Here is a 24,870-nt window from a genome sequence, read left to right as displayed (position 1 = left end):
ACGTAAGGTTCTTTCAGTAGATTTGTGTGAAAGAAGAGGGTGTATCCAACATGTCATTTGACGGCATTTTTACATACGGTATGACAAATGAATTGCAAGAAACATTAACTGGCGGAAGAATTTCGAAAATACATCAGCCATACAAGCATGAGCTGATTTTTCATATCCGGTCAAAGGGGAAGAATCATAAGCTTCTTTTATCCGCTCACCCGAGCTATGCAAGGGTACAGCTCACTGAGCACCATGATGATAATCCGAGCGAACCGCCAATGTTTTGTATGCTCCTCAGAAAACATCTTGAGGGTGGGTTCATTGAACGTTTTGAACAAATTGGGTTAGATCGGGTGATCGTGCTGCACGTGCGAAGCCGAAATGAAATTGGCGATGAACAAACCCGTAAGCTATATATTGAAATTATGGGCCGGCACAGCAACTTAATTCTCGTGGAGGACGAAACGGAGCAGATCATTGACGGACTGAAACATCTTTCTCCATCTGTGAACAGCTATCGAACGGTGCTACCAGGACATCAATATCTTCTGCCGCCGGCACAGCAAAAGCTGAATCCTTTTGACGTGACGAAGGAAGATATTTTAAAGCATTTACGTTTTCAAGAAGGGAAAATCGCCAATCAAATTGTCGATACATTCTCTGGGGTTTCTCCGCTGTTTGCTAAGGAAGCTGTCCACAGGGCCGGTCTTGCCAATCAGGAAACGATTCCAAGTACATTGCTCGAGATGTTTCAGCTCATTCAGGCGCATTCTTTTACCCCTCAGCTCACGAGAAAAGACGGGAAAGAGTATTTTTATTTATTAGAACTTCAGCACGTCGATGGTGACATGAAGACGTTTGATTCTCTTCGTGAGCTACTTGACCGTTTTTATTTCGGAAAAGCTGAAAGAGACAGAGTCAAACAGCAGGCGGCTGACCTTGAACGTTTTGTTGCCAATGAAAAAAAGAAAAATGAAAACAAGCTGAAAAAACTAACAAGAACACTTGAAGAATCTCAAAATGCGCATAAGTATCAGCTTTATGGTGAATTGCTTACTGCCAATATATATGCGATTAAAAAAGGGGATAAAGAAGCGACTGTCATCAATTATTATGATGAAGAAGGCGGAGAGATCACGATCCCGCTCAAAACAAACAAAACCCCTTCTGAAAATGCACAAGCGTATTTTACAAAATACCAAAAGGCAAAAAATGCAGTAGAGGCCGTAAATGAACAAATCAAGCGAACACATGAAGAAATTGTTTATTTTGACGAGCTGATCCAGCAGCTGTCCTCTGCCTCACCAAAAGATTTAGAGGAAATAAGAGAAGAACTGGTGGAAGGAAAATATTTGCGTCCCAAACAAAAACGCAACGCCAAAAAGAAAAAACCATCGGCCATTCAGCTTGAAGCATATGAATCTTCTCAAGGTGTTCCGATTCTCGTTGGAAAAAACAACAAGCAAAACGAATATTTGACCACAAAGGCGGCAGCTCGTGATGACATTTGGCTGCACACAAAGGATATTCCTGGATCACATGTTGTCATTCGTCACAAAGCGCCTGATGAACAAACCTTGCTTGAAGCGGCACAAATTGCTGCCTACTTCTCGAAGGCAAAAGAATCAAGCTCCGTCCCTGTCGATTATACGAAAATCCGGCATGTGAAAAAACCAAACGGAGCAAAACCGGGCTTTGTCACATATGATCAACAGCAAACATTATTTGTGACGCCTGATGAGGATGTTGTCCTAAAGCTGAGAAAATAAAAAAGAGCCGATTAAATCTTTAGATGAGATTTTATCGGCTTTTTCTTTGTCTTTTTTTTCTTTCTATATAGAGCTCATCCAGTGCATCTACATCCTCTTGTTCAAGCAAGGCCTCAATGGCCGCAGCCAGCTGTTTAGTGCGGGCTGGGCTTGCACCACTCGTAGATATGGAGATTGTCACTTTTCCTGCCCTTACAACCTTTGGCACAATCACATTGCCTAGCTCTGACTGGCTCACACAGTTGACGAGCTGATGCGGAAGCGCTGATTGCGTCATCCACTCGTTTACTGAAGGATCATCTGTAGCAGCGACAATTAAAAATGCATCCTTTACATCTTCCGCATCCACTTTCTTTTTCTTCCAAGTCAGCTGATATGTCTCAATGAGATTCGCCATTTCATCACAAATGTCAGGGCTCACAATGGTTATGTTGCATGGCTCCATGCATAGCGCACTCGTCCTTCTAGCCGCAACCCTTCCACCGCCGGCAATTAACACGTGTTTATTGGTTAGATCAAGATGAACTGGAAGCATGGCTTTCTCCTTGAAAACGAAACGCATCCTCTTTGTTTAAGATGGTTTCCTGCACACGTTCAATATAAGCTGCTTTTACATGGGGATGAAACCCAATATATCGGCAGACACGGATATCTCGCAGCCGCTCTCTCGCCTGATTTGCTTCACTCTCAATCTCTTTCATTAAAATGCCGGTAAATAAAAGATAAGGCACGAGATAGACAGGCGTATCATCATCTACTGTTAACTGTGCTAAGACATCACGATAATTCGGTTCACACGCTGTAATAAAACACGGAAAAACCTCTGCACAAGGCAACATGCTTCGGACATCATCTGCAATGCCAAACACATCCCGCTTTACATCTGGATCAGAGCTTCCACGGCCAATTAAGAGAATTTTTGCACGCTCTCCCTTGTATCCAGCTTCTTCAATCCTTGCGATAACCGCTTTCGTGACTTCTTGGTTCACGCCTATAGGTCTTCCATATGTCACCTTCACTTGTGGGAAACGTTTTTGTACTTTCACAATCTCATCTGGAATATCTGATTTGGCATGCATGGCAGTTAAAAGGAGGAGCGGGACGATCGCAATGTGGGTTGCTCCTTTTTGTACACAAGTCTCAAACCCTTCTTCGATTGAAGGGTCCGTCAACTCTAAAAAACAAATTTCTTGGATATCTGCTTCGACTAACGGCATACAGCTTTTCATAAAAGAAATGGCTTTATCCTGTGCTTCTTTTACCCTGCTTCCATGCCCAACATAAAGGACAGCTTGTTTCATTTGACTCCTCCTTGCGACCTTAGTTTTATTCAGACGAAAAGACACGATGTCTACACGTGTCTTTTCACCTTTGTTCTCATTTCTCAATTAGTGCTGGTTCAAACCAGTTCAACTTTTGATGAAAGTGAACGACATCTCCTACCACGATTAAACTTGGGTGCTCGATCCCTTCTTTTTCAACCGTTTCAGATAGTGTCGCCACCGTGCAGCAAGTCGTCTTTTGCCTTGTGGTCGTTCCCCAGTGAATAAACGCAGCTGGGGTTTCAGGATTCCGCCCATTTTTCAAAAGCAGCCGCTGGACTCTTTCCACGTTTTTGACGCCCATGTAAATGACAAGGGTATCAATCCCCGTCGCCAGCGCTTCCCACTTTTCTTCAAAATGTTCATCCTTTTGATAATGCCCTGTCACAAACGCAACATTTGAGCTGAATTCTCGGTGCGTGACTGGAATGCCTGCATAAGCAGCCGCTGCAATGCCAGAAGTAATCCCCGGGACAACTTCATACGGAATACCATGCTCAGCTAAGCATTCGATTTCTTCACCGCCACGGCCAAATACAAAGGGATCACCGCCTTTTAGACGAACGACTATGTTCCCTTCCTTCGCATGAGCAACAAGTGCTTCGTTAATCGCTTCCTGTCTCATCGTATGATGATTCGGCAGTTTGCCGCAATAGATCAACTCCGCCTCCGGTTTGGCATGGGCAAGAATCTCTTGATTGACAAGACGATCATATAAAATGACATCTGCCTGCTGTATTGCCTTATGGGCCTTTAGCGTAATTAAGTCTGGGTCACCCGGTCCGGCACCAACAATGTATACTTTCCCCATCTTGCTTTCTCCCCCTGCCATCAGGCGATTATTTCGTTTTATCCTTTACATAATCAACAAGGCGCTGTTTTGACTCCTCGCGTGATAATTCACCTGTATCTAGGACGAGCTCAGGCGCAGCTGGCTCTTCGTATGGTGAATCGATTCCCGTGAAAAATGGAATTTCGCCGTTTCTTGCTTTTTTATATAATCCCTTTGGATCACGCTCTTCACACACGTTCAGATCACATTTCACAAACACTTCATGAAATTCTCCGTCTTCGACTAACTGTCTTACGATTTGGCGGTCTTCTTGAAATGGTGAAATAAAAGCAGTAATAACAATCGTTCCTTGCTCAACAAATAATTTCGCCACTTCACCGATGCGCCGAATGTTCTCTTTTCTGTCGTCATCTGAAAAGCCTAAGTCTTTATTGAGTCCATGGCGTACGTTATCGCCATCAAGAACTGTCACTTGGTACCCCTGTTCAAACAGCTCTCGAGCCGCTGCGTTGGCGATCGTCGATTTACCTGAACCGCTTAGACCTGTCAGCCAAATGATCCCGCTTGTATGGTTGTTTTTCTGTTGATATTCTTTTTTAGTAATAGATGAATCATGCCACACGATATGTTCGTTGCTCATGTCATTATCCTCCTTTAAGATACCGTCGTTTTTAATCCTTCGATTAATGTTTCAATGACTTCTTTTCGGCTGAACGTGCTCGGTGGTAATTCACCATTTCTCAGCATCGTTCTGACCTTTGTACCTGAGAGAATGACATGTTCGCTTTTATCATGTGGGCATGTTTTTGGTGTTGCCATGGCTTCACATGTATTACAGTAAAAGCTGTGCTCAAATTTTAATGGTGTGATCCCAATTTCTTCGCTTGTAAATTGTTCAAATAGCTCCTGCGCTTCGTATGTGCCGTAATAATCACCAACACCCGCATGATCTCTGCCGACAATAAAATGTGTACAGCCATAATTTTTACGCACAAGCGCATGAAAAATGGCTTCTTTTGGTCCAGCATAACGCATGGCAGCAGGAAAAACACCTAAAAAGACGCGGTCTTTCGGGTAATAACCGTTCAGTAACACTTGATAGCTTTTCATTCTTACATCTGCTGGAATATCATCAGATTTTGTTTCACCAACAAGTGGATTTAGAAATAGACCATCCACTGTTTCCAGTGCTGTCTTTTGAATGTATTCATGCGCACGATGGACTGGGTTTCTCGTTTGGAAACCGACGATGGTTTTCCAGCCGTTTTCTTTAAACTGTTTTCTTGTTTCTTCTGGCTCATACGTAAATTGCGGGAAAGGTTTTTCACTGCGTTTCGTCAGTGTAATTTTACCACCAATATACGTATCACCGCGTTCAAATAATTTTTTCACGCCTGGGTGATTGCGGTCATCTGTTTTATACACATTCACTGCTTCTTTTTCCTTATCAGGTGTGTATTGATCTTCCACCTCAATGACCCCGTATACTGTTCCATTATACGATAGACGAACAATGTCACCTTGATTGATCTCCGCTGCTTTTTCCTTTGTGACAGGCAAAGTAATCGGAAGAGACCAAACGACACCACTTGCTAGTCGCATACTGCTGACAACTGCTTCATAATCAGCTTTCGTTAAAAACCCTTCAATCGGACTATACCCGCCAATTGCGATGAGTTCAAGGTCTGCAAAAGAGATGGCATCCAGCTCAATTTCTTTCGCAGCTGTGCTTAGATCAAATTCTTCATTTACTCGATTAATTAATACGCCACCATGTGGTGTTAAACTCATTTGTTCATCTTCCTCTCAATGTTCATATTTATTAGATGTTAATAGTCGGATTTATATTTAAATCCCGCCGCCCTGTTCATGAATCGAGCTGCTCTCATTTTTAACTGCCTTCATAAGACTCAGTGCACCTAGTGAAGCAAGCAGTACACTCATCATGATAAAGATAGAGTAATAGTCTCCTTTTAAGAAAAGGCTTACCAACAAATAAGATAGACTAAGTGATAAGAAAGGTGACACAACCCATACCTTCAGCATTTTTTTCACAACATGTTTATGAAAAATGTTCGGTCCACCCTTTGCCATACCAAGCCCAATAATGGACGAGGAGGTAATTTGAGTAAGGGGAACAGGGAGTCCGAATATAGAGCTGACGATGACAAGTCCTGCACCGGTGCTCGATAATAGAATGCCTTCACCCGTTTGATAGCGTGTAATTTTCTTTCCGTTTGTTTCTAGTACCCTTCTTCCTAGAAGCAGTGCCCCAATGGCCACAAAGATTCCGCCGTAAAGGGTTCCTTGCCCGACTGATAAAACACCTGATGCGACAAGCGGGCCGACCGCATTGGCGACATTGTTCATGCCGGCTGAAAATGCTTCTAAAAACCCACTAATAATCAAAACAACAGATAAGATCAATGTACCTTTTTTGGATAACGTCCGTTTAGGGAACAATCTGATGATTTTGACAACAGCAAAGGTAAAAACAAAGGCAACAATCGGAATAATCACCCAAAAAGAGACAATGACTAAGATCGATTTCACATACAGCACTTTATATGCGGCTGCCACACCGACCACAGCTCCTACTGTGACCTCACTTGTGGATAAAGGAATGGCCAAGAGATTCGCTATGAAAAGTGATAATGCGGCCGAGCCAATGATGATACACACAATTTCAAGTGTGATGACAGATTCAGGCATAATCCCGGAGCTGATCGTTTTGACGACCTCACCGCCGCCAATCACTGAACCTGCTAATATTCCAACTGCACAAACGCTGAGCGCGTATATTGGCTTTTTGATCGCACCTGAACCATATGCGATGCCCATCGAAGCGGCTGCTCCGCTTGCGCCAATATTTAAAGCAAAGAATAAGCTAAATAAAATTGCGGCGATTTCCATACATTATGCTCCCTTACTCATGTAATCCGCACTCAGTCTTTGCTGTCCCTGACCATCTTCCAGAACGCAAATCATCAGCAGTAAATGCCGGCTGTGTACAAGGTGCACACCCGATGCTTGGATACCCTTGGTCATGCAGCGGATTATAAGTAAGATCCTCTCTAGACGCATATCTCCATATGTCCTTCCACGTCCAGTGGATGAGCGGACATACTTTGACTGATTGGAATTTTTCATCCTTATTTAAGAAGTTCGTACCTGCTCGTTTAGGCGACTGCTCTCTTCTTAAACCAGACAGCCATGCCGGATAGCCAGATAGTGCCTCTTGCAATGGAATGACCTTTCTCATATGACAGCAGCTTTGAGGATTCGTTTCCCATAATTTATCACCATGCTGCTCATTCTGCTCTTCCACCGTCAGCTCAGGTGTTTTCAGCACGATGTCTAACCCAGGATATCTTTCCTTAACTGCATCAATGGTGTCGTATGTTTCCTTGAAATGCAGACCTGTATCTAAAAAGACAATTCTTGCATCTTTTTTTACTTTCGCAATAAGATCGATCAGGACAATGCCTTCAATGCCAAAACTGCATGCATAAACGAGCTGATCACCATAGTGGCCGTACGCCCATTTCAGCACAGATAGGGCCCCTTTATACAAATCGTCCTCTTGAAATGTAATGGACGGCTCTTGCCAATTTTCATAAGTTAACATTGTTTCTCCCCTTCCGGAGTACTGCTTCTATTGCTATTCTCCGCACTACTTTAATCTGATTTTTTCATTTTTTTCCACTTGAATCACTTGACCGTCCTGAACGATCAACGTAATTGAACCGAATTTCATATCCCCAATCAGCTCTTGCATATGCTTCACTAAGTCCTCATCCTGGTTTTGTTTCAGTTCCATCTCCTCTTCCTCCTCACCGTTAAAATAAAAAAACTTTCTTTCAGTCCGAAAGAAAGATGAGGAAGCTCACGATTTCCTTATCTTTCAAAATAGAATCATTTTGCAGGAAGTAGCACCTTGCAAATCGCAGGTTGCCGGGCTTCATCGGGCCAGTCCCTCCACCTCTCTGGATAAGAGTTTTAATTTGTATTAAATATTAACACAATTCAAACAAAAGTCAACCCGACTTTATTGATAGGATTAGTTTTTATTTAAATTTGAGTCTATTTTACTATTTTTAACCAAATAAAAAACTGTGCAGTGCAGCACAGTTTTTTTAAAACAGACAAGCTTTTTAGACCGTTTCTTCCATCCAAGATTCAGACGAAGGATCCTGTCTCCAGCGTTTTAGTTTATTCATAGCAGAAGGCTCAATTGCTTTTAGCTCAAGTGCCACTTCTGTCAGTGTGTCATAGTCTGTCAGCGTGACATAGGGAATGTTTTTCTCTTGAAAAGCCGCAGCTGCTTTTGGCAGTCCATAAGTGAAGATTGCAACAACTCCGAGTACGTCACAGCCTTCTTCTTCTAGCGCAGCCACAACTTCAAGAACGCTGCCTCCCGTTGAGATAAGGTCTTCTACGACAACCACCTTTTGTCCAGGTGATACGGCTCCTTCAATTTGATTTCCTTTTCCGTGTGCTTTTGGTTTACTTCTTACATAACACATCGGTACATTCAGACGATCAGCTGCTAATGCCGCATGAGGAATGCCAGCTGTAGCTGTACCTGCGACAACTTCCGCTCCTTCAAAATGAGTGAGAATCAAGTCTTTTAAACCTTCCGCAATGTCCCCTCTGACCTCAGGATAAGACAAGGTGAGGCGATTGTCACAGTAAATCGGTGATTTGATACCGCTCGCCCATGTAAATGGTTCGTCTGGTTTTAAAGAGACAGCTTTGATTTGTAATAAATGCTTCGCGATTTTCGTTTTCATCCGGCAGTCACTCCCACTCTTTCAAAATTTGTTGATAAGCTTCCACTGGGTTTGTGGCTTTTGTGATCGATCTTCCCACAACAATCTGTGAAACACCCTGCTCTTTGGCAAAGGTAGGTGTCGCCACACGCTTTTGGTCATCCGTTTGATCATTTGGTAAGCGAATTCCTGGTGTCACAGTGAGAAAGGAAGGAGAGATTTGTTCATGAAGCTGTTTTGATTCATGAACAGAGCACACCACACCATCAAGTCCACTTTCATATGCCAATTGTCCATAATGAAGCACAGCCTCTTGCAATGGGCGGTTAATTAGTAATTCCTTTTTCATCATATCTTCTGACGTGCTTGTCAGCTGGGTCACTGCAATAATGCCTGGGCGATTTTGCCCGGCAGGGGTTCCGCTTTCAAGCCCCTCTACGGCCGCCTGCATCATTCTTTTCCCGCCGGCTGCATGCACATTCACCAAATCAACACCAAGTGCAGCAAGCCTGCTCATCGCTTTTTGCACAGTTGTTGGAATGTCATGAAGCTTTAGATCAAGGAAAATACGGCAATTTTTTTCTTTCAGTGTGTCAATAATGGCAGGACCTTCTTGGTAAAACAGCTCCATGCCGACCTTTACGAATAATGGAGTGCCTTCAAAACGATCTATAAAGGCGTGCGCCTCCTGTCCTGATGGAAAATCAAGCGCGATGATGGGCAAGTGCTTCATGTTTCCAGCTCCTTCCGATGCATTCCTCTACAGATGAATACCCATAAGCCGCTAACACATTCGGTAGTTCATCAATGATTTCCGGGCAAATAAATGGGTTCACAAAATTGGCTGTCCCAACAGCTACCGCACTTGCGCCAGCTAGTAAAAATTCAAGTACATCTTCAGCGCTTTGCACCCCGCCCATCCCAATAATCGGAATAGAAACGGCCTGACTGACCTCATGCACCATTCGGATGGCAACAGGTTTTACAGCAGGACCTGATAATCCGCCTGTTTTATTAGCAAGAATGGGTTTGCCTGTTTTTAAATCTAAACGCATCCCAATCAAGGTATTGATCATGGTGAGTCCATCCGCTCCAGCCGATTCAATCGCTTTAGCAATCTCAACGATATTGGCTACATTAGGTGACAGTTTCACATAAACAGGAACGGAGGAAACTTCCTTAACAGCTTTTGTCAATGTAGCCGCCATTTCTGGATCGGTCCCAAAGGCAATTCCGCCTGTTTTCACATTCGGACACGAGATATTCAGTTCAAGGGCGTGAACATTGCTTGCTTGACTAATTTGCTTTGCTACTTCAACATAATCATCAACTTGTGATCCAGCAACATTGGCAATAATAGGGGTATCGAACTGCTCAAGCCAAGGTAATTCATGTTCAAGCACGCCTTTTAGACCTGGATTTTGGAGACCAATCGCATTCAGCATACCGGCTCCTGTCTCAGCTACCCTCGGTGTCGGGTTGCCAAATCTCGGTTCAAGGGTCGTGGCTTTAATCATGATGCCGCCCAGCAAGGAAAGGTCATATAATGATGCGAATTCTTTTCCAAATCCAAAACAGCCTGATGCAGGAATGATTGGATTTTTTAAAGATAAGCCGGGTAATTCGATGTTTAGCATGATAGCGCCACCTCCTCCGCTTTAAAAACAGGTCCATCCAGACAAACTTTAACGTACGGTTTCTCGTGCTGATCGGTATGACAGACACAAGCAAAGCATGCACCGATTCCGCAGCCCATTCGTTCTTCCATTGAAATATAGACAGGCTTATCGGGATAAGAGTCTTTTAATGCTTTTAACATAGGTGTCGGTCCACAGGAAAGCAAGACATCAAAGTCCAGCTCATTCTCTTCAATGACATTTGTCACGAAACCTTTCAAACCATATGTCCCATCTACGGTTGCGATAAACGTATCTCCGAGTGCTTGAAACTTCTCCTCATAAAATACATCCTTTTTCGATTGAAAACCGAGAACATGCTTTACGATGACGCCTTTTTTCGTTAACCGCTTAGACAGTTCATATAGCGGAGGCACACCGATTCCTCCACCGACTAATAATGCGGTCTGTCCGGCCTGAACGACTGAAGGGTCATAGCCGTTTCCAAGCGGTCCTAACACATCGACTGATTCTCCCGCCCGCTTTTGGGAAAGGAGCTTTGTGCCCTCTCCCTCTGCGCGGTAAATGATGGTTGCTTCTTGCTTTTCGGCATGAATGTTGGCAATACTGATCGGTCTTCTCAGCAGCGGTGTCATGGATTCACTGACCTTTATATGAAGAAACTGTCCAGCTGTTTGAAAGGATTCAACAAGATCACCCTTTAATGTCATTTCGTAAATATGATCAGCGATCTCTCGGTTTGAGACGACCGTCAAGTATGCTTTTTTCATATCGTTACTGTCACCTCAGCATTCGTTTTCACTTCTGGCATTTCATCTGCTCTAAATGTCATGCTCTCTAGCACTCTTAAAATCGCTTCCGCTGTATCTAGTGACGTTAAGCAAGCGACACCATTTTCAACAGATTCACGTCTAATTCTAAAGCCGTCTCTTGCTGGCTGTTTTCCTTTTGTTAAGGTGTTGATGACAAATTGGGCTTCACCATTTCGAATGACATCCAGCAGATTCTTTCCTTCTTCTCCTATTTTGCCGACAACACTTGATGGAATGGAAGCTTGTTTTAAGTAATTCGCTGTTCCTTCTGTTGCTAAAATATGATAGCCGATGGAATGGAATCTTCTTGCAATCTCAAGTCCTTCTTCTTTATCTTTATCAGCCACTGTCAGGAGAACCGTTCCGTCTTTTGGAATTTGAATGCCTGATGCAATCAATCCTTTGTAGAGGGCTTTTTCGATTGTGACATCTTTCCCCATGACTTCACCTGTTGATTTCATTTCAGGCCCTAGTGTAATATCTACTCTTCTTAGTTTTGCAAAAGAGAAGACTGGAACTTTAACATATACGCCTTCTTGCTCAACATGAAGCCCTTCTTGGTAGCCATAGTTTTTCAGTTTTTCTCCTAAAATAACCTTTGTAGCTAAGTTCGCCATTGGAATGCCTGTAATTTTACTTAAGAATGGGACAGTCCGGCTTGAACGCGGATTCACTTCAAGTACATACACTTCACCTTTTGATAGAACAAATTGAATGTTCAAAAGCCCAATGATGTTAAGGCCTTTTGCGAGTTTAATCGTGTATTCTGCGATTTTCGCTTTGATGTCCTCAGACAAAGTTTGCGGCGGGTAGACCGCAATGGAGTCTCCAGAGTGAACGCCGGCTCTTTCAATGTGTTCCATAATGCCTGGTATGACAACCGTTTCTCCGTCAGACACAGCATCTACTTCAATTTCTTTTCCTGTCAAATACTTGTCAATGAGCACTGGATGCTGCGGATTGACTTTCACCGCATTCTCCATGTAGTGAAGTAGCTCAGCTTCTTGATACACAATTTCCATTGCACGGCCGCCTAATACATAGGAAGGACGGACAAGCACGGGGTAACCGATTTGATTCGCAATCGCTACTGCCTCTGGCACAGACGTTGCTGTCTTACCATTTGGCTGCGGCACGCCGAGTGTTTCTAATGTTTGTTCAAACTTGTCACGGTTTTCCGCACGGTCAAGGTCTTCAAGCGAAGTTCCAAGAATCTTAACCCCTCTATTTGATAATTCATCTGCTAAGTTAATCGCTGTTTGTCCGCCAAACTGAACAACGACACCTTCTGGTTGTTCAAGGTCGATGATGTGCATCACATCTTCTACAGTGAGTGGTTCAAAGTAGAGCTTATCTGAAATACTAAAGTCTGTTGAGACGGTTTCAGGGTTGTTGTTAATAATAATGGCTTCATAGCCTGCTTGTTTGATTGCCCACACTGAATGAACGGTCGCATAATCGAATTCAACCCCTTGTCCGATTCTGATTGGACCTGAGCCTAGCACGATGACACTTTTCTTATCTGTTCGTTCGGATTCATTTTCATCTTCATATGTGCTGTAGAAATACGGTGTTTCTGATTCAAATTCTGCCGCACATGTGTCCACCATCTTATACACAGGAACGATGCCTGCTTCTGTTCTTAGGTTATAGACATCTGCCTCATTCATATTCCATTCGCGACTAATATAAATATCTGAGAAACCTTTTTCTTTCGCTTCTTTTAAAACGTCTACATTGCCTTTGTTTTCTTTTAGTGTCTTTTCAAAAGCGATGATGCCTTCCAGTTTATGAAGGAAGAAATAATCAATTTTCGAGAATTCATGAATCTGTTCGACAGTATAGCCTCTTCTTAGCGCCTCAGCGATATAAAACAGACGCTCATCTCCTGCTTTGATAATCCGCTTTTCAAGCACTTCGTTCGTAATGTCCGCTTCGTCTTTTAATTCAATGTGATGCACATCCGCTTCAAGTGAACGAACAGCCTTTAAAAGAGACTCTTCTAATGTGCGGCCAATCGCCATGACTTCACCCGTTGCTTTCATTTGTGTTCCAAGTCGTCTGTTGGCAGATTCAAATTTATCGAACGGCCAGCGCGGGATTTTTGAAACAATATAGTCAAGTGCTGGCTCGAACGCTGCATATGTTTTGCCTGTGACTGGGTTCATCATTTCATCAAGTGTTAGGCCGACTGCGATTTTCGCTGCAAGTTTTGCAATTGGATATCCAGTTGCTTTAGACGCAAGAGCAGAAGAACGGCTCACGCGGGGGTTTACTTCGATAATATAGTATTGGAAGCTGTCTGGATCAATCGCCAGCTGTACGTTACATCCGCCTTCAATGCCAAGTGCACGGATCAGCTTGAGTGACACATTACGAAGCAGCTGATATTCACGATCACTTAGCGTTTGACTTGGTGCCACAACGATACTGTCACCTGTGTGGATGCCGACAGGATCAAAGTTTTCCATGTTACAAACCACAATGGCATGATCTCCGCTGTCACGCATGACCTCATATTCAATTTCTTTAAAGCCTGCGATACTTTTTTCAAGCAAACATTGTGTCACCGGACTTAACTTCAGTCCATTCTCGACGATTTCTTTTAATTCTTGCTCATTTGTACAAATTCCGCCGCCTGTTCCGCCTAGTGTATAGGCTGGTCTCACAATGACCGGGAAACCGATTTGATCTGTGAATGCCATCGCTTCTTCAAGGTTATGGATGATTTCACTTTCTGGTACAGGTTCATTTAATTCATTCATTAGATTACGGAATAAATCTCTGTCCTCTGCTTTTTGAATAGCTGACAGCTTGGTGCCTAGTACTTCAACACCGCATTCAGCGAGTACACCAAGATCTGATAATTCAACAGCAAGGTTCAATCCAGTTTGTCCGCCAAGTGTCGGCAAAATCGCATCAGGACGTTCTTTTCGAATGATTCGTGTTAAAAATTCTGGTGTCAGTGGTTCGATGTATACCTTATCGGCCATTTCTGTATCCGTCATGATCGTCGCAGGGTTAGAGTTCACAAGAACGACTTCATAGCCCTCTTCTTTTAGCGCTAAACAAGCCTGTGTGCCTGCATAGTCAAACTCCGCTGCCTGACCGATGATGATTGGACCTGAACCGATCACTAAAATCTTTTTGATATCTACGCGTTTTGGCATACTTCTTCCCCTTCTTTCTCAGTTGTATGAATCATGTCCATGAACTCGTCAAATAAGTAGTTCGCATCTTCTGGACCCGGTGATGCTTCTGGGTGATACTGGACAGTGAATGCTGGTGCTTCTTTATGTTTTAATCCTTCAATGGTATTGTCATTTAGCGCAATATGTGTGACTTCAAGCACGTCTTCATTAATGGCGCTAACCGTGTAGCCATGGTTTTGAGACGTCAAGGTTACCTTGCCAGTTGCTAGTTCTTTGACTGGATGATTGGATCCTCTATGCCCAAATTTCATTTTTTCTGTACTTGCGCCGCACGCAAGCGCGAATAACTGGTGTCCTAGGCAGATACCAAAGAGTGGTACCTTTCCAATCAGCTGCTGAATCATTTCAACCGCTTCTGGTACATCGACTGGATCCCCAGGTCCGTTTGAAAGCATGATGCCGTCTGGTTTTAACTGTAATACTTCATCTGCCGTGATATTGTGTGGCACCACAATAACATCACAATCTCGCTTATTGAGTTCGCGCAAAATGCCATGCTTCATGCCGAAATCGACAAGCACAATTCTTTTGCCTCTTCCTGGGCTTGGATACGCATTTTTCACAGATACTTGGCTTACTTGATCTGTTGGTAGCTGCATCGTTTGAAGGCGGCTCACAACGTCTTCTACTTGTTCATCCGGTCCTGCAAAAGCTCCTCTTAATGTACCTGCACTTCGAATCATGCGCGTGAGCTTGCGTGTATCAATGCCGCTAAGGCCCGGGATATTTTTCATTTTTAAATACTCATCAAGTGAGTATGAAGAGCGCCAGTTTGAAGGCTTTTCACAAAGCTCTTTCACGATCAGCCCTTTCACAAACGGTGTGATCGATTCAAAATCATCACGGTTAATGCCGTAGTTGCCGATCAGCGGGTAAGTGAGTGTGACAATTTGTCCGCAGTACGACGGGTCAGACAAAATCTCTTGATAGCCTGTCATCACTGTGTTAAAGACGACTTCTCCGACTGACGGTTCTAAGCTGCCAAAGCCTGTTCCTTCGAATACTGTTCCGTTTTCTAGCACTAAGCGTCTCTTCATTTTACTAGTCTCCCCTCTTCATAAACGACTTTCCCAGATGCAAGTGTCATGACCGGCCATCCTGATACAGTCAATTTGTCAAACGGTGTATTTTGTCCTTTAGATAAGAAGCTTTTTTTGTCAATTGCCATTTCTTTATTTAAATCAATCAGTGTGATATCAGCGATTTGACCTTCTTCCAGCTTTCCGTATGGAAGAGCAAAGGCTTCTGCTGGTTTGATGGTCATATAATCAACAAGTTCTTTTAATGTCCATTCCCCTGTTTTCACAAAACGTGTGTACAGAAGCGGGAACGCTGTTTCAAGTCCGACAATCCCAAATGGTGCCCTCTGCATCGTTTCGTTCTTTTCTTCTTCTGTATGCGGTGCATGGTCTGTGGCAATAAAATCAATCGTGCCATCTAAAAGTCCCTCGATCAGTGCCTCGCGATCTTCTGCTCCTCTGAGCGGCGGATTCATTTTATAGTTTGTGTCAAGACCTGGAATGTCTGCATCACATAAGAGAAGGTGATGTGGAGAGACCTCAGCCGTCACACGAATGCCTGCTTTTTTTGCATCGCGTACCACTCGGACGGATTCCTTTGTACTGATATGACATACATGATAATGACAATTCGCTGCTTCTGCTAAGAGGACATCTCTTGCAATATGCACCGATTCACAAATTGACGGTATCCCATTTAACCCATTTGCTTTTGAAAAGTCTCCTTCATGAACGCATCCTCCATAAATGAGTGAGTTATCTTCACAGTGCGCCACTATGGCTTGATCAAGGCTTGCTGCCTTTTTCATTGCTTCGTACATCATGCCTGCGGTTTGAATACCAACACCGTCATCCGTAAAGGCAAAAGCGCCCGCTTCTTTTAACGCTGCAAAGTCTGTCATTTCTTCGCCAATTTGTCTCGTCGTGATGGAAGCGTATGGCAGTACTCTTACAGATGAGGTCTCTTTGATTCGATTCATCAGCCATTCCATTTGTTCTTTTGTATCTGGAACTGGCCGTGTATTCGGCATTGCTGCAATGGTCGTATACCCGCCTCTTGCCGCTGCCTTAGAACCTGTTTCAATGGTTTCTTTTTTCTCGCCGCCTGGCTCTCTTAAATGCACATGCAGATCAATCAAACCTGGTGATACAAATAGCCCTGCTGCATCAATGACTTCTTCTCCGTCTTCTCTTTCTAAGTGACCCATTGCTTGAATCACTTTTCCTTCTACCCTAATATCCTGCTGCACTCTTTCCCCTGTGCTTGTTAAGATAAAACCGTTTTTAATGAGATATGACATAGACAGAATCTCTCCCTTTTTGATGTAGTCTGCTATTTTGAAAAGCTCTTTTTAACACAGCCATTCGGATATACACACCATTTTCCATTTGTTTAAAAATCCTTGACTGTTTTGACTCTACTAATGAATCATCTATTTCAACACCTCTATTTACTGGTGCTGGATGCATAATAATCGCTCTTTCTTTCATTTTGCTTGCCCTGTCTACTGTTAATCCATAAGTAGATAAGTAACCCTCATTGCCCATCTTTTCTGAGTGTCTTTCATGCTGAATTCTCAGCAGCATCACCACGTCAGACCGCTTCATGGCTTCGTCCACTTCGACATACGTTCCTTGAGGATTTTGTTCATCTTGGAAGGAAGCTGGTCCTGAAAAGAGCACTGTCGCTCCTAGTCTTGCGAGGACTTCAGCATTGGACCTTGCCACCCTGCTATGTTTGATATCACCATGAATCGAGATCGTTAATCCTTCAAAGCCGCCAAACTCTTCGAAGATCGTCATCAAATCCAGCAATGATTGTGTAGGATGCTGTCCGCAGCCATCTCCAGCATTAATGATTGGAATCCCGACCTTCCCAATCAGCTCTTTGTAATATTCGTCGGTACTGTCTCTGATGACACATGCCTTGACTCCGATGGATTCAAGTGTTTTCACTGTATCGTAAAGGGTCTCTCCCTTTTGAACAGAGGTACTTGCTGCGTCTAGGTTCAGCACATTCATTCCAAGTTTCTTCTCTGCCACCTCAAAGCTAAAACGCGTTCTTGTACTTGGTTCAAAGAAGAGGTTCGCTACAAATTCACCTGCTAAACCATGTTCCTGTTTCCCTTTTTTCAATGCACATGCTTCTTCAATCAGCTGTAAAATTTCTTCCTTTGACAAGCTGCTCATTGTCGATAAATCATTCATTTTTTCTGCCCCCTCTAGTTTTTCATCACTTTCAGGTTCAAAAAAACCCTAAGCCTCGGCAGCTTAGGGTTCTCCAAAAGAAGCAGGGGTGCTTTCGCACGTTCTGCTCCGTTTAGAACCCTTGTCAGCCTCACTGGACTTCTTTTAAAAGGTTTTCGGTATTCGATTCATTTGACTCATCATCTTCTGCCTTCTGATGCGGCAGAATCATGTTTAACAGGACGCCAGTAATGGCAGCGAGTGCCATTCCTGACAGCGTCAGATTGATTTGTTTCACCTCAATGAATGCCCCGCCAATTCCAATGACTAAGATGACTGATGCGATAATGAGATTGCGCTTTTCTTCAAAGTTCACTTTATGATCAATCAGGATTCGCAGTCCGCTTGAGGCTATGATTCCAAAGAGCAGGAACGAAACGCCCCCCATAACCGCGGACGGTACTGTACTGATTAATGCTGAAATTTTCCCAACAAAGCCGAAGCAGATCGCAAACACCGCTGCTCCGCCGATGACGAAGATACTGAACACTCTTGTGATCGCAAGGACGCCAATGTTCTCTCCATAAGTCGTTGTTGGAGGTCCGCCGATGAGTGAAGCGAAGATTGTCGCCGCACTGTCTCCTAAAATGGAGCGATGAAGACCTGGCTTTTTAATAAAATCTTGTCCAACAACTTTGCTTAACACGACTTGATGGCCGATGTGCTCAGACATGGTCACAAAGGCAACCGGCACCATCACTGTGAGAATGCTTAAGGTCACAGCAGGTGTATAGTCGACAAATGGCACAACAAAGTCTGGTACAGCAAACCACTTTGCGTCAATGACCGGCTGGAAGTTCACAATGCCTTGTGTTAAAGCAAAAAGATAGCCGCTGATAATGCCGATTAAGACTGGAATCAAGCTAAGGAATCCTCTTAGGAAGATCATACTAATAATGGTGACAGCGAGCGTGAAGCCTGCAACCATTAAATGCTTCAGGCTGTAAACAAGCTCCTTTGCATTTGGATCGACGTACATCGCCATGTTTACAGCTGTTCCAGCGAGTCCGAGTCCGATGACCATAATGACGGGTCCTACAACGACAGGAGGCAGAAGCTTCATTAGCCAACCTGTGCCGAGCCATTTGATAAATAATGCGATGAGTGCATATGCCACACCCGCCATAAAGGCACCTACCATTGCGGCTCCAGGGCCGCCGGTGGCTTTTACATTCAAGATAGGGGCGATAAAGGCAAAGGACGATCCAAGATACGCCGGAATTTGCCCTCTTGTGATGATTAAGTACACAATGGTTCCTACCCCGCTTGAGATGAGCGCAACGGCTGGGCTCATATCAATGATCTTTGGTACAAGAATGGTTGCACCAAACATGGCAAACAAGTGCTGCAGGCTGAGTGACAGCCATGTGAACGGTTTTGGGATATCTCGAATGCCTAAATTGGCTTTTTGCTGACTCATGATTTTCCTCCTAGATGTGTCCTTTTTCATTAAAAAAGCCTCTTTGCGAGTATGCGCAAAGAGGCCTAGAAAAACCGTACACGTCACTTTAGTCGTGTGCTCGGTGTCTCTGTTATTGCCCTCTTTGCAAACTCTCTGGAATGCATTTAAAAAGGTTATTTTTCATATATAGCGACAAGGTCGTTTTGATCTACTTCATTGAGCTGAACCATGACTGTCTCTGCTTTTGATGTCGGAATGTTTTTTCCGATATAATCTGCCCGAATCGGCAGCTCCCTGTGTCCCCGGTCGACTAAAACAGCCAACTGAATGGAAGATGGTCTTCCTACATCCACAAGCGCATCCATAGCTGCTCTCACCGTTCTGCCTGTGAACAGAACATCATCCACGACAATGAGTGTTTTGTCATTAATGTCAGCTGGAATGTCTGCACCCTTGACAAGCGGGTCTTGATTCTCTGTCTTTTTTGTCAGGTCATCACGGTATAGCGTAATATCCAGTTCACCCACAGTCACGGGGTTTCCTTCAATTTGCTCGATGCGCTCTGCAAGGCGCTTTGCAAGATGAATACCTCTTGTCTTGATCCCGGCCAGGATGACATCCTTCATCCCTTTGTTACGCTCAATCATTTCATGTGCAATACGGGTAAGCGCTCGTCTTATCGCTTGTTCATCAAGAATGACTGCTTTTTGTTCCATCTTTTACACCTCTTTTTGACAAATAAAAAGCCCCTTCTGCAAAGGGCAGAGAGGGGCGCTCATTTGTGCATACTCGTGCACAAATTGATCCGTTATCCTTCTCAGCCTCTCTGGACTGTTTTAAAGAATCTCAATTTCTTCGTTTATTATTTCAAAAAAAGAACGGCCTGTCAATCGTTATTTCTTAATGAATCGATAAAGCCCCGCATATCAGCTGGAATTGGAGCTGTAAACTCCATATATTCTCCTGTTCTAGGGTGATCAAATCCTAACACGCCTGCATGCAGCAGTTGTCCATTGAAATCAACGGTTTTTCTCGGGCCATATTTTGGATCTCCGGCAAGCGGATAGCCAATGTATTTCATATGAACACGAATTTGGTGGGTTCTTCCTGTTTCAAGGCGGCATTCTACAACGGTAAAGTCTTTAAAGCGCTCCATCACATCAAAATGAGTGACTGCCTGCTTTGCATTTTCTTTTGTGACCGTCATGCTTTGGCGATCTTTTTTGTCTCGACCAATTGGTGCATCAATCGTTCCAGTATCATGCTGAATGATGCCATGAACAACGGCTGTGTATTTTCTAGTGACCGTTTTCGCCACCAGCTGATTGACGAGTGATTCATGCGCCATATCATTTTTTGCGACCATTAAAAGCCCTGACGTATCTTTATCAATCCGGTGGACAATTCCTGGTCTCATCACACCATTAATGCCTGACAAATCATTGCAATGAGCCATGAGGCCATTAACAAGAGTACCTGTCACATGTCCTGGTGCTGGATGAACGACCATTCCTCTTGGTTTATTAACCACTAGTACATCTTCATCCTCATAATAAATATCAAGATCCATTGATTCCGCTTCTACATCTAGTGCTTCTGGATCTGGAATCTCTACTTTGATTTGATCTCCAGCTTGTACTTTATAATTGGCCTTCACTTGTTTTCCATTTACTTCGATGAGCCCATCTTTCACCCACTGCTGGACTTGGGTTCTTGACCATTCTGGTTCAGTTGTGCTTAAAAATTTATCAAGCCGTTCACTCGTTTGTTCTTCTGAAACGGCAATATTTACTTGATTCATGTAGTTGACTCCTTATTTTTCTTTCCATCTAACAGCATTTGAATAAAGAGCAGAATGACCCCCACACATAGAGAGGAATCTGCGATATTAAAGATTGGATAATGATAATCCCCAAATACAAAATGAGCAAAATCAACCACTTCTTGACGGAAAATACGGTCAATAAAGTTTCCAATCGCTCCGCCAAGCATTAAGGCAAGCGCTACGCCAAGTAGCTTGTCCTTTTGTCCATGTTTTTGCAAATAATAAACAATTCCTGCAATAACAACGAGTGTGATCACATAGAAAAACCACATTTGTCCTTGGAGAATCCCCCATGCGGCTCCTGAATTTCGGTGGGATGTGATGTAAAAGAAGCCATCAATCACAGGAATAGAATCACCGAGCATCATATGTTTGACAATGAGCCATTTTGTTAATTGATCTAAACAAATTATCACGAATGCGATTATGTAATAGAACACACACGTTCCTCCATCTTCATACTTTGGTCTTTAAGCATTTTATCAAGAAAACAGGAAGGAGTAAAGAAACTTTAGTTGACAGACAAAAACCTCCCTACATGTGGAAGGCTTCAAAATGAGAATCGTTTGATTCATAAGGATAAGGGGTGAATGCTTTTTTCTCGTATTGCTTATGATATAAAAAGTCGTCAGTCGTACGAGCAGTCGGAAGAATACTCATTTGTTCAATAGGCATTGTATGCCCTGTCGCCTCACATATGCCATAAGTTCCTTGTTCAATTTTTGCAATCGCGAGCGAAACATCTTGTAGTTCTTCTTTGATGTGATAAAGAAGCGTGGTCGTTTTTGCTTGATCAAACGTGACATGTTCAGCGGGTGAACGCAATGATGCATATTCAAACAGTTTCGATTGCAGTTCTTCTCTCATTTGAAGGAGTTCCATGTAAATCGTCTCTAGATCGCCATTCATGTCGCTGTTTCAACTCCTGCCCTGTCGTGATAATCATATTGTTGCCCCGCCTGTTCACTTTAAAGCCAAAAGATTTTTCCTTTCGTTCTAAACGCTGTCATTTTCTCTATATCAAAAACGCCCCGCTATATGCGGGGCGCTAGTTGGTGATATCACGCTGTTAATTCTGGTAATATTTCTCCACGATTTCAGCATTTTTGAGCGACAATGTTGGGTATTTTGGATTTGCGCCAACATCTTTTGAAATAATGCGGGAGCGTTCGCACAGTTCGCCTTCTGCTTTTTGAACAACAATACGTCCTGATGTGTATTCAGGCGCTGATGCGTCTGCATGCTTCTCATCTTCTACTGTTAACTCAGAAATGATAAACAGCTGCTTCACATCTTCTTTAATGGATGCAAGAAGGTTTTTCACTTCCTCTGTTGCATAAAGGGTCACACTCGCTTCAAGTGAACGTCCGATGACTTTCTCATTACGCGCAATTTCCAGCGCTTTTAGCACATCGTCACGTACTTCCATAAAGCTGTCAAACTTCACTTCTGTAGCTTCTGCTTGAGGAACAGCTACACCTTCTGGCATATCTGTTAACTGAACACTTGGCTCTTCAACAAAGCTTAAGTGGCTCCATAGTTCATCTGCTGTATGCGGAAGAATTGGTGCTGTTAGCTTCACTAACGCCATTAATGTTTCATAGAAAACCGTTTGCATGCTGCGGCGGTCTGGATGATCCGCATGCTCAATGTATACCACATCTTTTGCAAAATCGAGATAGAAAGAGCTAAGCTCAATCGTACAGAAGTTGTGGATGGCATGATAGACAACCGCAAATTCGTAATCATCATAAGCTTTTTTCACTTTATCAATCAATTTGTTTAATTTGATTAAGATATATTGATCCACTTCGCGAAGCTCTTCGACTGGTACTGCATTGACTGCTGGATCAAAGTCAAACAGGTTACCATGCAAGAAGCGGAACGTGTTACGGATTTTACGATAAACTTCTGCGACTTGTTTTAAAATGTCGTCAGACACTGGATGATCGGCTTGATAGTTGACAGAAGATACCCAAAGTCTAAGAATCTCCGCACCAAGCTGCTTCGCCACTTTCGTCGGATCAATCGTATTGCCTAATGATTTACTCATCTTGCGTCCTTCTTTATCAAGCGTAAAGCCATGGCTGAGAACACCTTTATATGGCGCTTTTCCAGTGACAGCAACTGCTGTAGATAAAGATGAGTTAAACCAGCCGCGATATTGATCAGAACCTTCAAGGTAAAGGTCTGCCGGACGAACGAGGTCATCTCGTTCTTCTAATACCGCTTGGTGAGAAGAACCAGAATCAAACCATACATCCATGATATCTTGCTCTTTTGTAAATTCACCGTTCGGGCTGCCTGGATGTGTAAAGCCTTCAGGCAATAATTCTTTTGCTTCTTTTTCAAACCAAATATTCGAGCCATGTTCTCTAAATAATTGAGAGACGTGCTGAATCGTTTCATCTGTGATGATTGGCTCACCATTTTCAGCATAGAAGACTGGGATTGGAACGCCCCATACACGCTGTCTTGAAATGCACCAGTCACCTCTGTCACGCACCATATTGAACAGGCGCGTTTCGCCCCAAGCTGGAACCCATTTCGTTTCTTTAATATTATCTAATAGTGCTTCTCTGAAATCTTTAATGGAAGCAAACCACTGAGCAGTTGCACGATAAATTGTTGGTTTTTTCGTTCTCCAGTCATGCGGATAAGAGTGCGTGATAAAGTCGAGCTTTTTCAATGCGCCTTTTGCTTCAAGCTGTTCTGTGATGGCTTTATTGGCATCCTCATAGAATAGTCCTTCAAAACCAGGTGCTTCTTCTGTCATCACACCTTTTTCATCTACTGGACATAACACATCAAGACCGTACTTCATACTTACGATAAAGTCATCTTCCCCGTGACCTGGCGCTGTGTGAACACAGCCTGTTCCTGCATCTGTTGTGACGTGATCGCCAAGCATCACAAGAGAATCTCTATCGTAAATTGGATGTGCTGCAACGACCTTATCTAATTCTTTACCTTTTAAGGTTTTCACAACTTCGTACTCTTCAAAGCCAAGTGTTTTTGCCACTTGTTCAACTAGCTCAGATGCGATGACATATCGCTCAGCACCCACTTGAAGCACGCTGTACTCTAGGTTTGGGTGAACACAAATGCCAAGGTTTGCAGGAAGTGTCCAAGGTGTTGTTGTCCAGATGATGAACTGCTCGCCGTTTTCAAGTACGCCTTTACCATCTTTCACTTTAAATGATACGTAAATCGATGGTGAACGTTTGTCCTTGTATTCAATTTCTGCTTCAGCAAGTGCTGATTCACTTGAAGGAGACCAGTTAACAGGCTTAAGACCTTTGTAAATATAGCCTCTTTTCGCCATTTCACCAAAGACAAGAATTTGCTGCGCTTCGTATTCAGGCTTCAATGTCACATATGGATTATCCCAGTCTGCTCTTACGCCCAAACGTTTAAACTGATTGCGTTGACCTTCTATTTGTTTCCAAGCATACTCCTCACATAGTTTACGGAATTCTGCTGTCGACATTTCTTTGCGTTTGACTTTTTTATTTTTCGTAAGGGCTGTTTCAATCGGTAAGCCATGTGTATCCCAGCCCGGTACGTACGGTGCATGGAATCCATTCATTGATTTAAAACGGACAATAAAATCTTTGAGGATTTTATTGAGTGCGTGCCCCATATGAATGTCACCATTCGCATATGGAGGTCCATCATGCAAAATAAAGGTTGGGCGTCCTTTTGTTCGCTCTAAAACCATTTGATAGATGTCTTTTTCTGCCCACTCCTCTTGGATTTCAGGCTCTTTGTTCGGCAAGTTCCCTCTCATCGGGAATTCTGTTTTTGGCATTAATAAGGTGTCTTTGTAGTTCATACCTATTCCTCCACATGCAAATTCGTATTAAAAAACAATAAAAAAAGCCCTCTCATCCCATAAGGGACGAGAAGGCTTGTCTCGCGGTACCACCCTTTTAGACAAGCGCTTTGAAATTGCCGCTTATCCACTCTAAAATCGTAACGTGATCTGACGCCTTTTCTTACTCATTCATTTCAGAAAAGGAACTAAAGGGGTGATCTCATTGCAGCGTTTCGTAATGTCAGGCTTCCA

General features: G+C 43.3%; 23 protein-coding genes, 1 riboswitch and 1 other annotated feature (1 of these 25 only partly in view). Of the genes, 1 reads left to right on the top strand and 22 read right to left on the bottom strand.

Going from position 1 to position 24,870, the window contains the following annotated elements; all coding sequences use genetic code 11:
• Positions 1 to 50 precede the first annotated feature (50 nt).
• A complete protein-coding gene (locus MHI20_RS01550; protein WP_282900933.1) occupies positions 51 to 1,760 on the top strand; it encodes an Rqc2 family fibronectin-binding protein in 1,710 nt (569 codons plus the stop codon).
• Between the two features lie 31 nt (positions 1,761 to 1,791).
• Here the strand turns inward: MHI20_RS01550 and MHI20_RS01545 are convergent, their stop codons facing one another.
• The 22 genes from MHI20_RS01545 to ileS form a co-directional block, all read right to left on the bottom strand.
• Positions 1,792 to 2,295, bottom strand: coding sequence for an NAD(P)-dependent oxidoreductase (locus MHI20_RS01545; RefSeq protein ID WP_282900934.1), 504 nt, complete (start codon positions 2,293 to 2,295; stop codon positions 1,792 to 1,794).
• Positions 2,276 to 3,061 (bottom strand): sirohydrochlorin chelatase, encoded by a 786-nt coding sequence (locus tag MHI20_RS01540; protein WP_282900935.1) that lies wholly within the window; start codon positions 3,059 to 3,061, stop codon positions 2,276 to 2,278. Before MHI20_RS01540 ends, MHI20_RS01545 begins: the two co-directional genes overlap by 20 nt.
• Before the next feature lie 76 nt (positions 3,062 to 3,137).
• Positions 3,138 to 3,893 carry a uroporphyrinogen-III C-methyltransferase gene (cobA, locus tag MHI20_RS01535; RefSeq protein WP_035700704.1) on the bottom strand — a complete coding sequence of 252 codons (756 nt, stop codon included), beginning with the start codon at positions 3,891 to 3,893 and terminating at the stop codon, positions 3,138 to 3,140.
• A 28-nt stretch (positions 3,894 to 3,921) separates the two neighbouring features.
• Positions 3,922 to 4,515: an adenylyl-sulfate kinase gene (gene cysC / locus MHI20_RS01530; protein ID WP_008344911.1), complete on the bottom strand. Its 594-nt coding sequence runs from the start codon at positions 4,513 to 4,515 to the stop codon at positions 3,922 to 3,924.
• A 14-nt stretch (positions 4,516 to 4,529) separates the two neighbouring features.
• A complete protein-coding gene (sat, locus tag MHI20_RS01525; RefSeq protein WP_045034247.1) occupies positions 4,530 to 5,666 on the bottom strand; it encodes a sulfate adenylyltransferase in 1,137 nt (378 codons plus the stop codon).
• Positions 5,667 to 5,723: 57 nt separating this feature from the next.
• The gene (locus tag MHI20_RS01520; RefSeq protein ID WP_008344915.1) at positions 5,724 to 6,788 is read right to left on the bottom strand and encodes an inorganic phosphate transporter; all 1,065 of its coding nucleotides are present in this window, start codon (positions 6,786 to 6,788) and stop codon (positions 5,724 to 5,726) included.
• Positions 6,789 to 6,801: 13 nt separating this feature from the next.
• The gene (locus MHI20_RS01515; RefSeq protein WP_008344917.1) at positions 6,802 to 7,503 is read right to left on the bottom strand and encodes a phosphoadenylyl-sulfate reductase; all 702 of its coding nucleotides are present in this window, start codon (positions 7,501 to 7,503) and stop codon (positions 6,802 to 6,804) included.
• A 45-nt stretch (positions 7,504 to 7,548) separates the two neighbouring features.
• A complete protein-coding gene (locus tag MHI20_RS01510) occupies positions 7,549 to 7,695 on the bottom strand; it encodes a YezD family protein (protein ID WP_008344920.1) in 147 nt (48 codons plus the stop codon).
• Positions 7,696 to 7,769: 74 nt separating this feature from the next.
• A riboswitch (SAM riboswitch) is annotated at positions 7,770 to 7,872 on the bottom strand.
• A gap of 157 nt (positions 7,873 to 8,029) precedes the next feature.
• Positions 8,030 to 8,668 (bottom strand): orotate phosphoribosyltransferase, encoded by a 639-nt coding sequence (gene pyrE / locus MHI20_RS01505; protein ID WP_017359346.1) that lies wholly within the window; start codon positions 8,666 to 8,668, stop codon positions 8,030 to 8,032.
• A 7-nt stretch (positions 8,669 to 8,675) separates the two neighbouring features.
• Positions 8,676 to 9,380 carry an orotidine-5'-phosphate decarboxylase gene (gene pyrF / locus MHI20_RS01500; protein ID WP_178896656.1) on the bottom strand — a complete coding sequence of 235 codons (705 nt, stop codon included), beginning with the start codon at positions 9,378 to 9,380 and terminating at the stop codon, positions 8,676 to 8,678.
• Positions 9,352 to 10,284, bottom strand: coding sequence for a dihydroorotate dehydrogenase (locus tag MHI20_RS01495; protein ID WP_017359348.1), 933 nt, complete (start codon positions 10,282 to 10,284; stop codon positions 9,352 to 9,354). The genes pyrF and MHI20_RS01495 overlap by 29 nt, the downstream gene beginning before the upstream one ends.
• Positions 10,278 to 11,054, bottom strand: a complete 777-nt coding sequence (locus MHI20_RS01490; protein WP_163116150.1) for a dihydroorotate dehydrogenase electron transfer subunit — start codon at positions 11,052 to 11,054, stop codon at positions 10,278 to 10,280. The genes MHI20_RS01495 and MHI20_RS01490 overlap by 7 nt, the downstream gene beginning before the upstream one ends.
• A complete protein-coding gene (gene carB / locus MHI20_RS01485; RefSeq protein ID WP_039166760.1) occupies positions 11,051 to 14,266 on the bottom strand; it encodes a carbamoyl-phosphate synthase (glutamine-hydrolyzing) large subunit in 3,216 nt (1,071 codons plus the stop codon). Before carB ends, MHI20_RS01490 begins: the two co-directional genes overlap by 4 nt.
• Positions 14,251 to 15,345, bottom strand: a complete 1,095-nt coding sequence (locus MHI20_RS01480) for a carbamoyl phosphate synthase small subunit (RefSeq protein ID WP_340936380.1) — start codon at positions 15,343 to 15,345, stop codon at positions 14,251 to 14,253. Before MHI20_RS01480 ends, carB begins: the two co-directional genes overlap by 16 nt.
• Complete coding sequence (locus MHI20_RS01475) at positions 15,342 to 16,628, bottom strand: dihydroorotase (protein ID WP_035392124.1); 1,287 nt, start codon at positions 16,626 to 16,628, stop codon at positions 15,342 to 15,344. Before MHI20_RS01475 ends, MHI20_RS01480 begins: the two co-directional genes overlap by 4 nt.
• Positions 16,612 to 17,535 carry an aspartate carbamoyltransferase catalytic subunit gene (locus MHI20_RS01470; RefSeq protein ID WP_024720323.1) on the bottom strand — a complete coding sequence of 308 codons (924 nt, stop codon included), beginning with the start codon at positions 17,533 to 17,535 and terminating at the stop codon, positions 16,612 to 16,614. Before MHI20_RS01470 ends, MHI20_RS01475 begins: the two co-directional genes overlap by 17 nt.
• A 130-nt stretch (positions 17,536 to 17,665) precedes the next feature.
• The gene (locus MHI20_RS01465; protein WP_024720322.1) at positions 17,666 to 18,994 is read right to left on the bottom strand and encodes a uracil-xanthine permease family protein; all 1,329 of its coding nucleotides are present in this window, start codon (positions 18,992 to 18,994) and stop codon (positions 17,666 to 17,668) included.
• Positions 18,995 to 19,149: 155 nt separating this feature from the next.
• A complete protein-coding gene (pyrR, locus tag MHI20_RS01460) occupies positions 19,150 to 19,692 on the bottom strand; it encodes a bifunctional pyr operon transcriptional regulator/uracil phosphoribosyltransferase PyrR (protein WP_007499718.1) in 543 nt (180 codons plus the stop codon).
• A 170-nt stretch (positions 19,693 to 19,862) separates the two neighbouring features.
• Positions 19,863 to 20,777: an RluA family pseudouridine synthase gene (locus tag MHI20_RS01455; protein ID WP_007499719.1), complete on the bottom strand. Its 915-nt coding sequence runs from the start codon at positions 20,775 to 20,777 to the stop codon at positions 19,863 to 19,865.
• Positions 20,774 to 21,241: a signal peptidase II gene (gene lspA / locus MHI20_RS01450; protein WP_008344942.1), complete on the bottom strand. Its 468-nt coding sequence runs from the start codon at positions 21,239 to 21,241 to the stop codon at positions 20,774 to 20,776. Before lspA ends, MHI20_RS01455 begins: the two co-directional genes overlap by 4 nt.
• Before the next feature lie 94 nt (positions 21,242 to 21,335).
• Positions 21,336 to 21,710, bottom strand: coding sequence for a TraR/DksA family transcriptional regulator (locus MHI20_RS01445; protein WP_008344944.1), 375 nt, complete (start codon positions 21,708 to 21,710; stop codon positions 21,336 to 21,338).
• A gap of 160 nt (positions 21,711 to 21,870) precedes the next feature.
• Positions 21,871 to 24,636, bottom strand: a complete 2,766-nt coding sequence (ileS, locus tag MHI20_RS01440; RefSeq protein WP_242731985.1) for an isoleucine--tRNA ligase — start codon at positions 24,634 to 24,636, stop codon at positions 21,871 to 21,873.
• Between the two features lie 59 nt (positions 24,637 to 24,695).
• Positions 24,696 to 24,870 (bottom strand) — a binding site (T-box leader) (it continues 63 nt past the right edge of the window).

The sequence above is a fragment of the Bacillus sp. FSL K6-1106 genome (assembly GCF_038005245.1).
GTDB lineage: Bacteria > Bacillota > Bacilli > Bacillales > Bacillaceae > Bacillus > Bacillus altitudinis.
The sequence above is the reverse complement of the archived record's forward strand: the minus strand, read 5'-3'. Positions and strand labels throughout refer to the sequence as shown.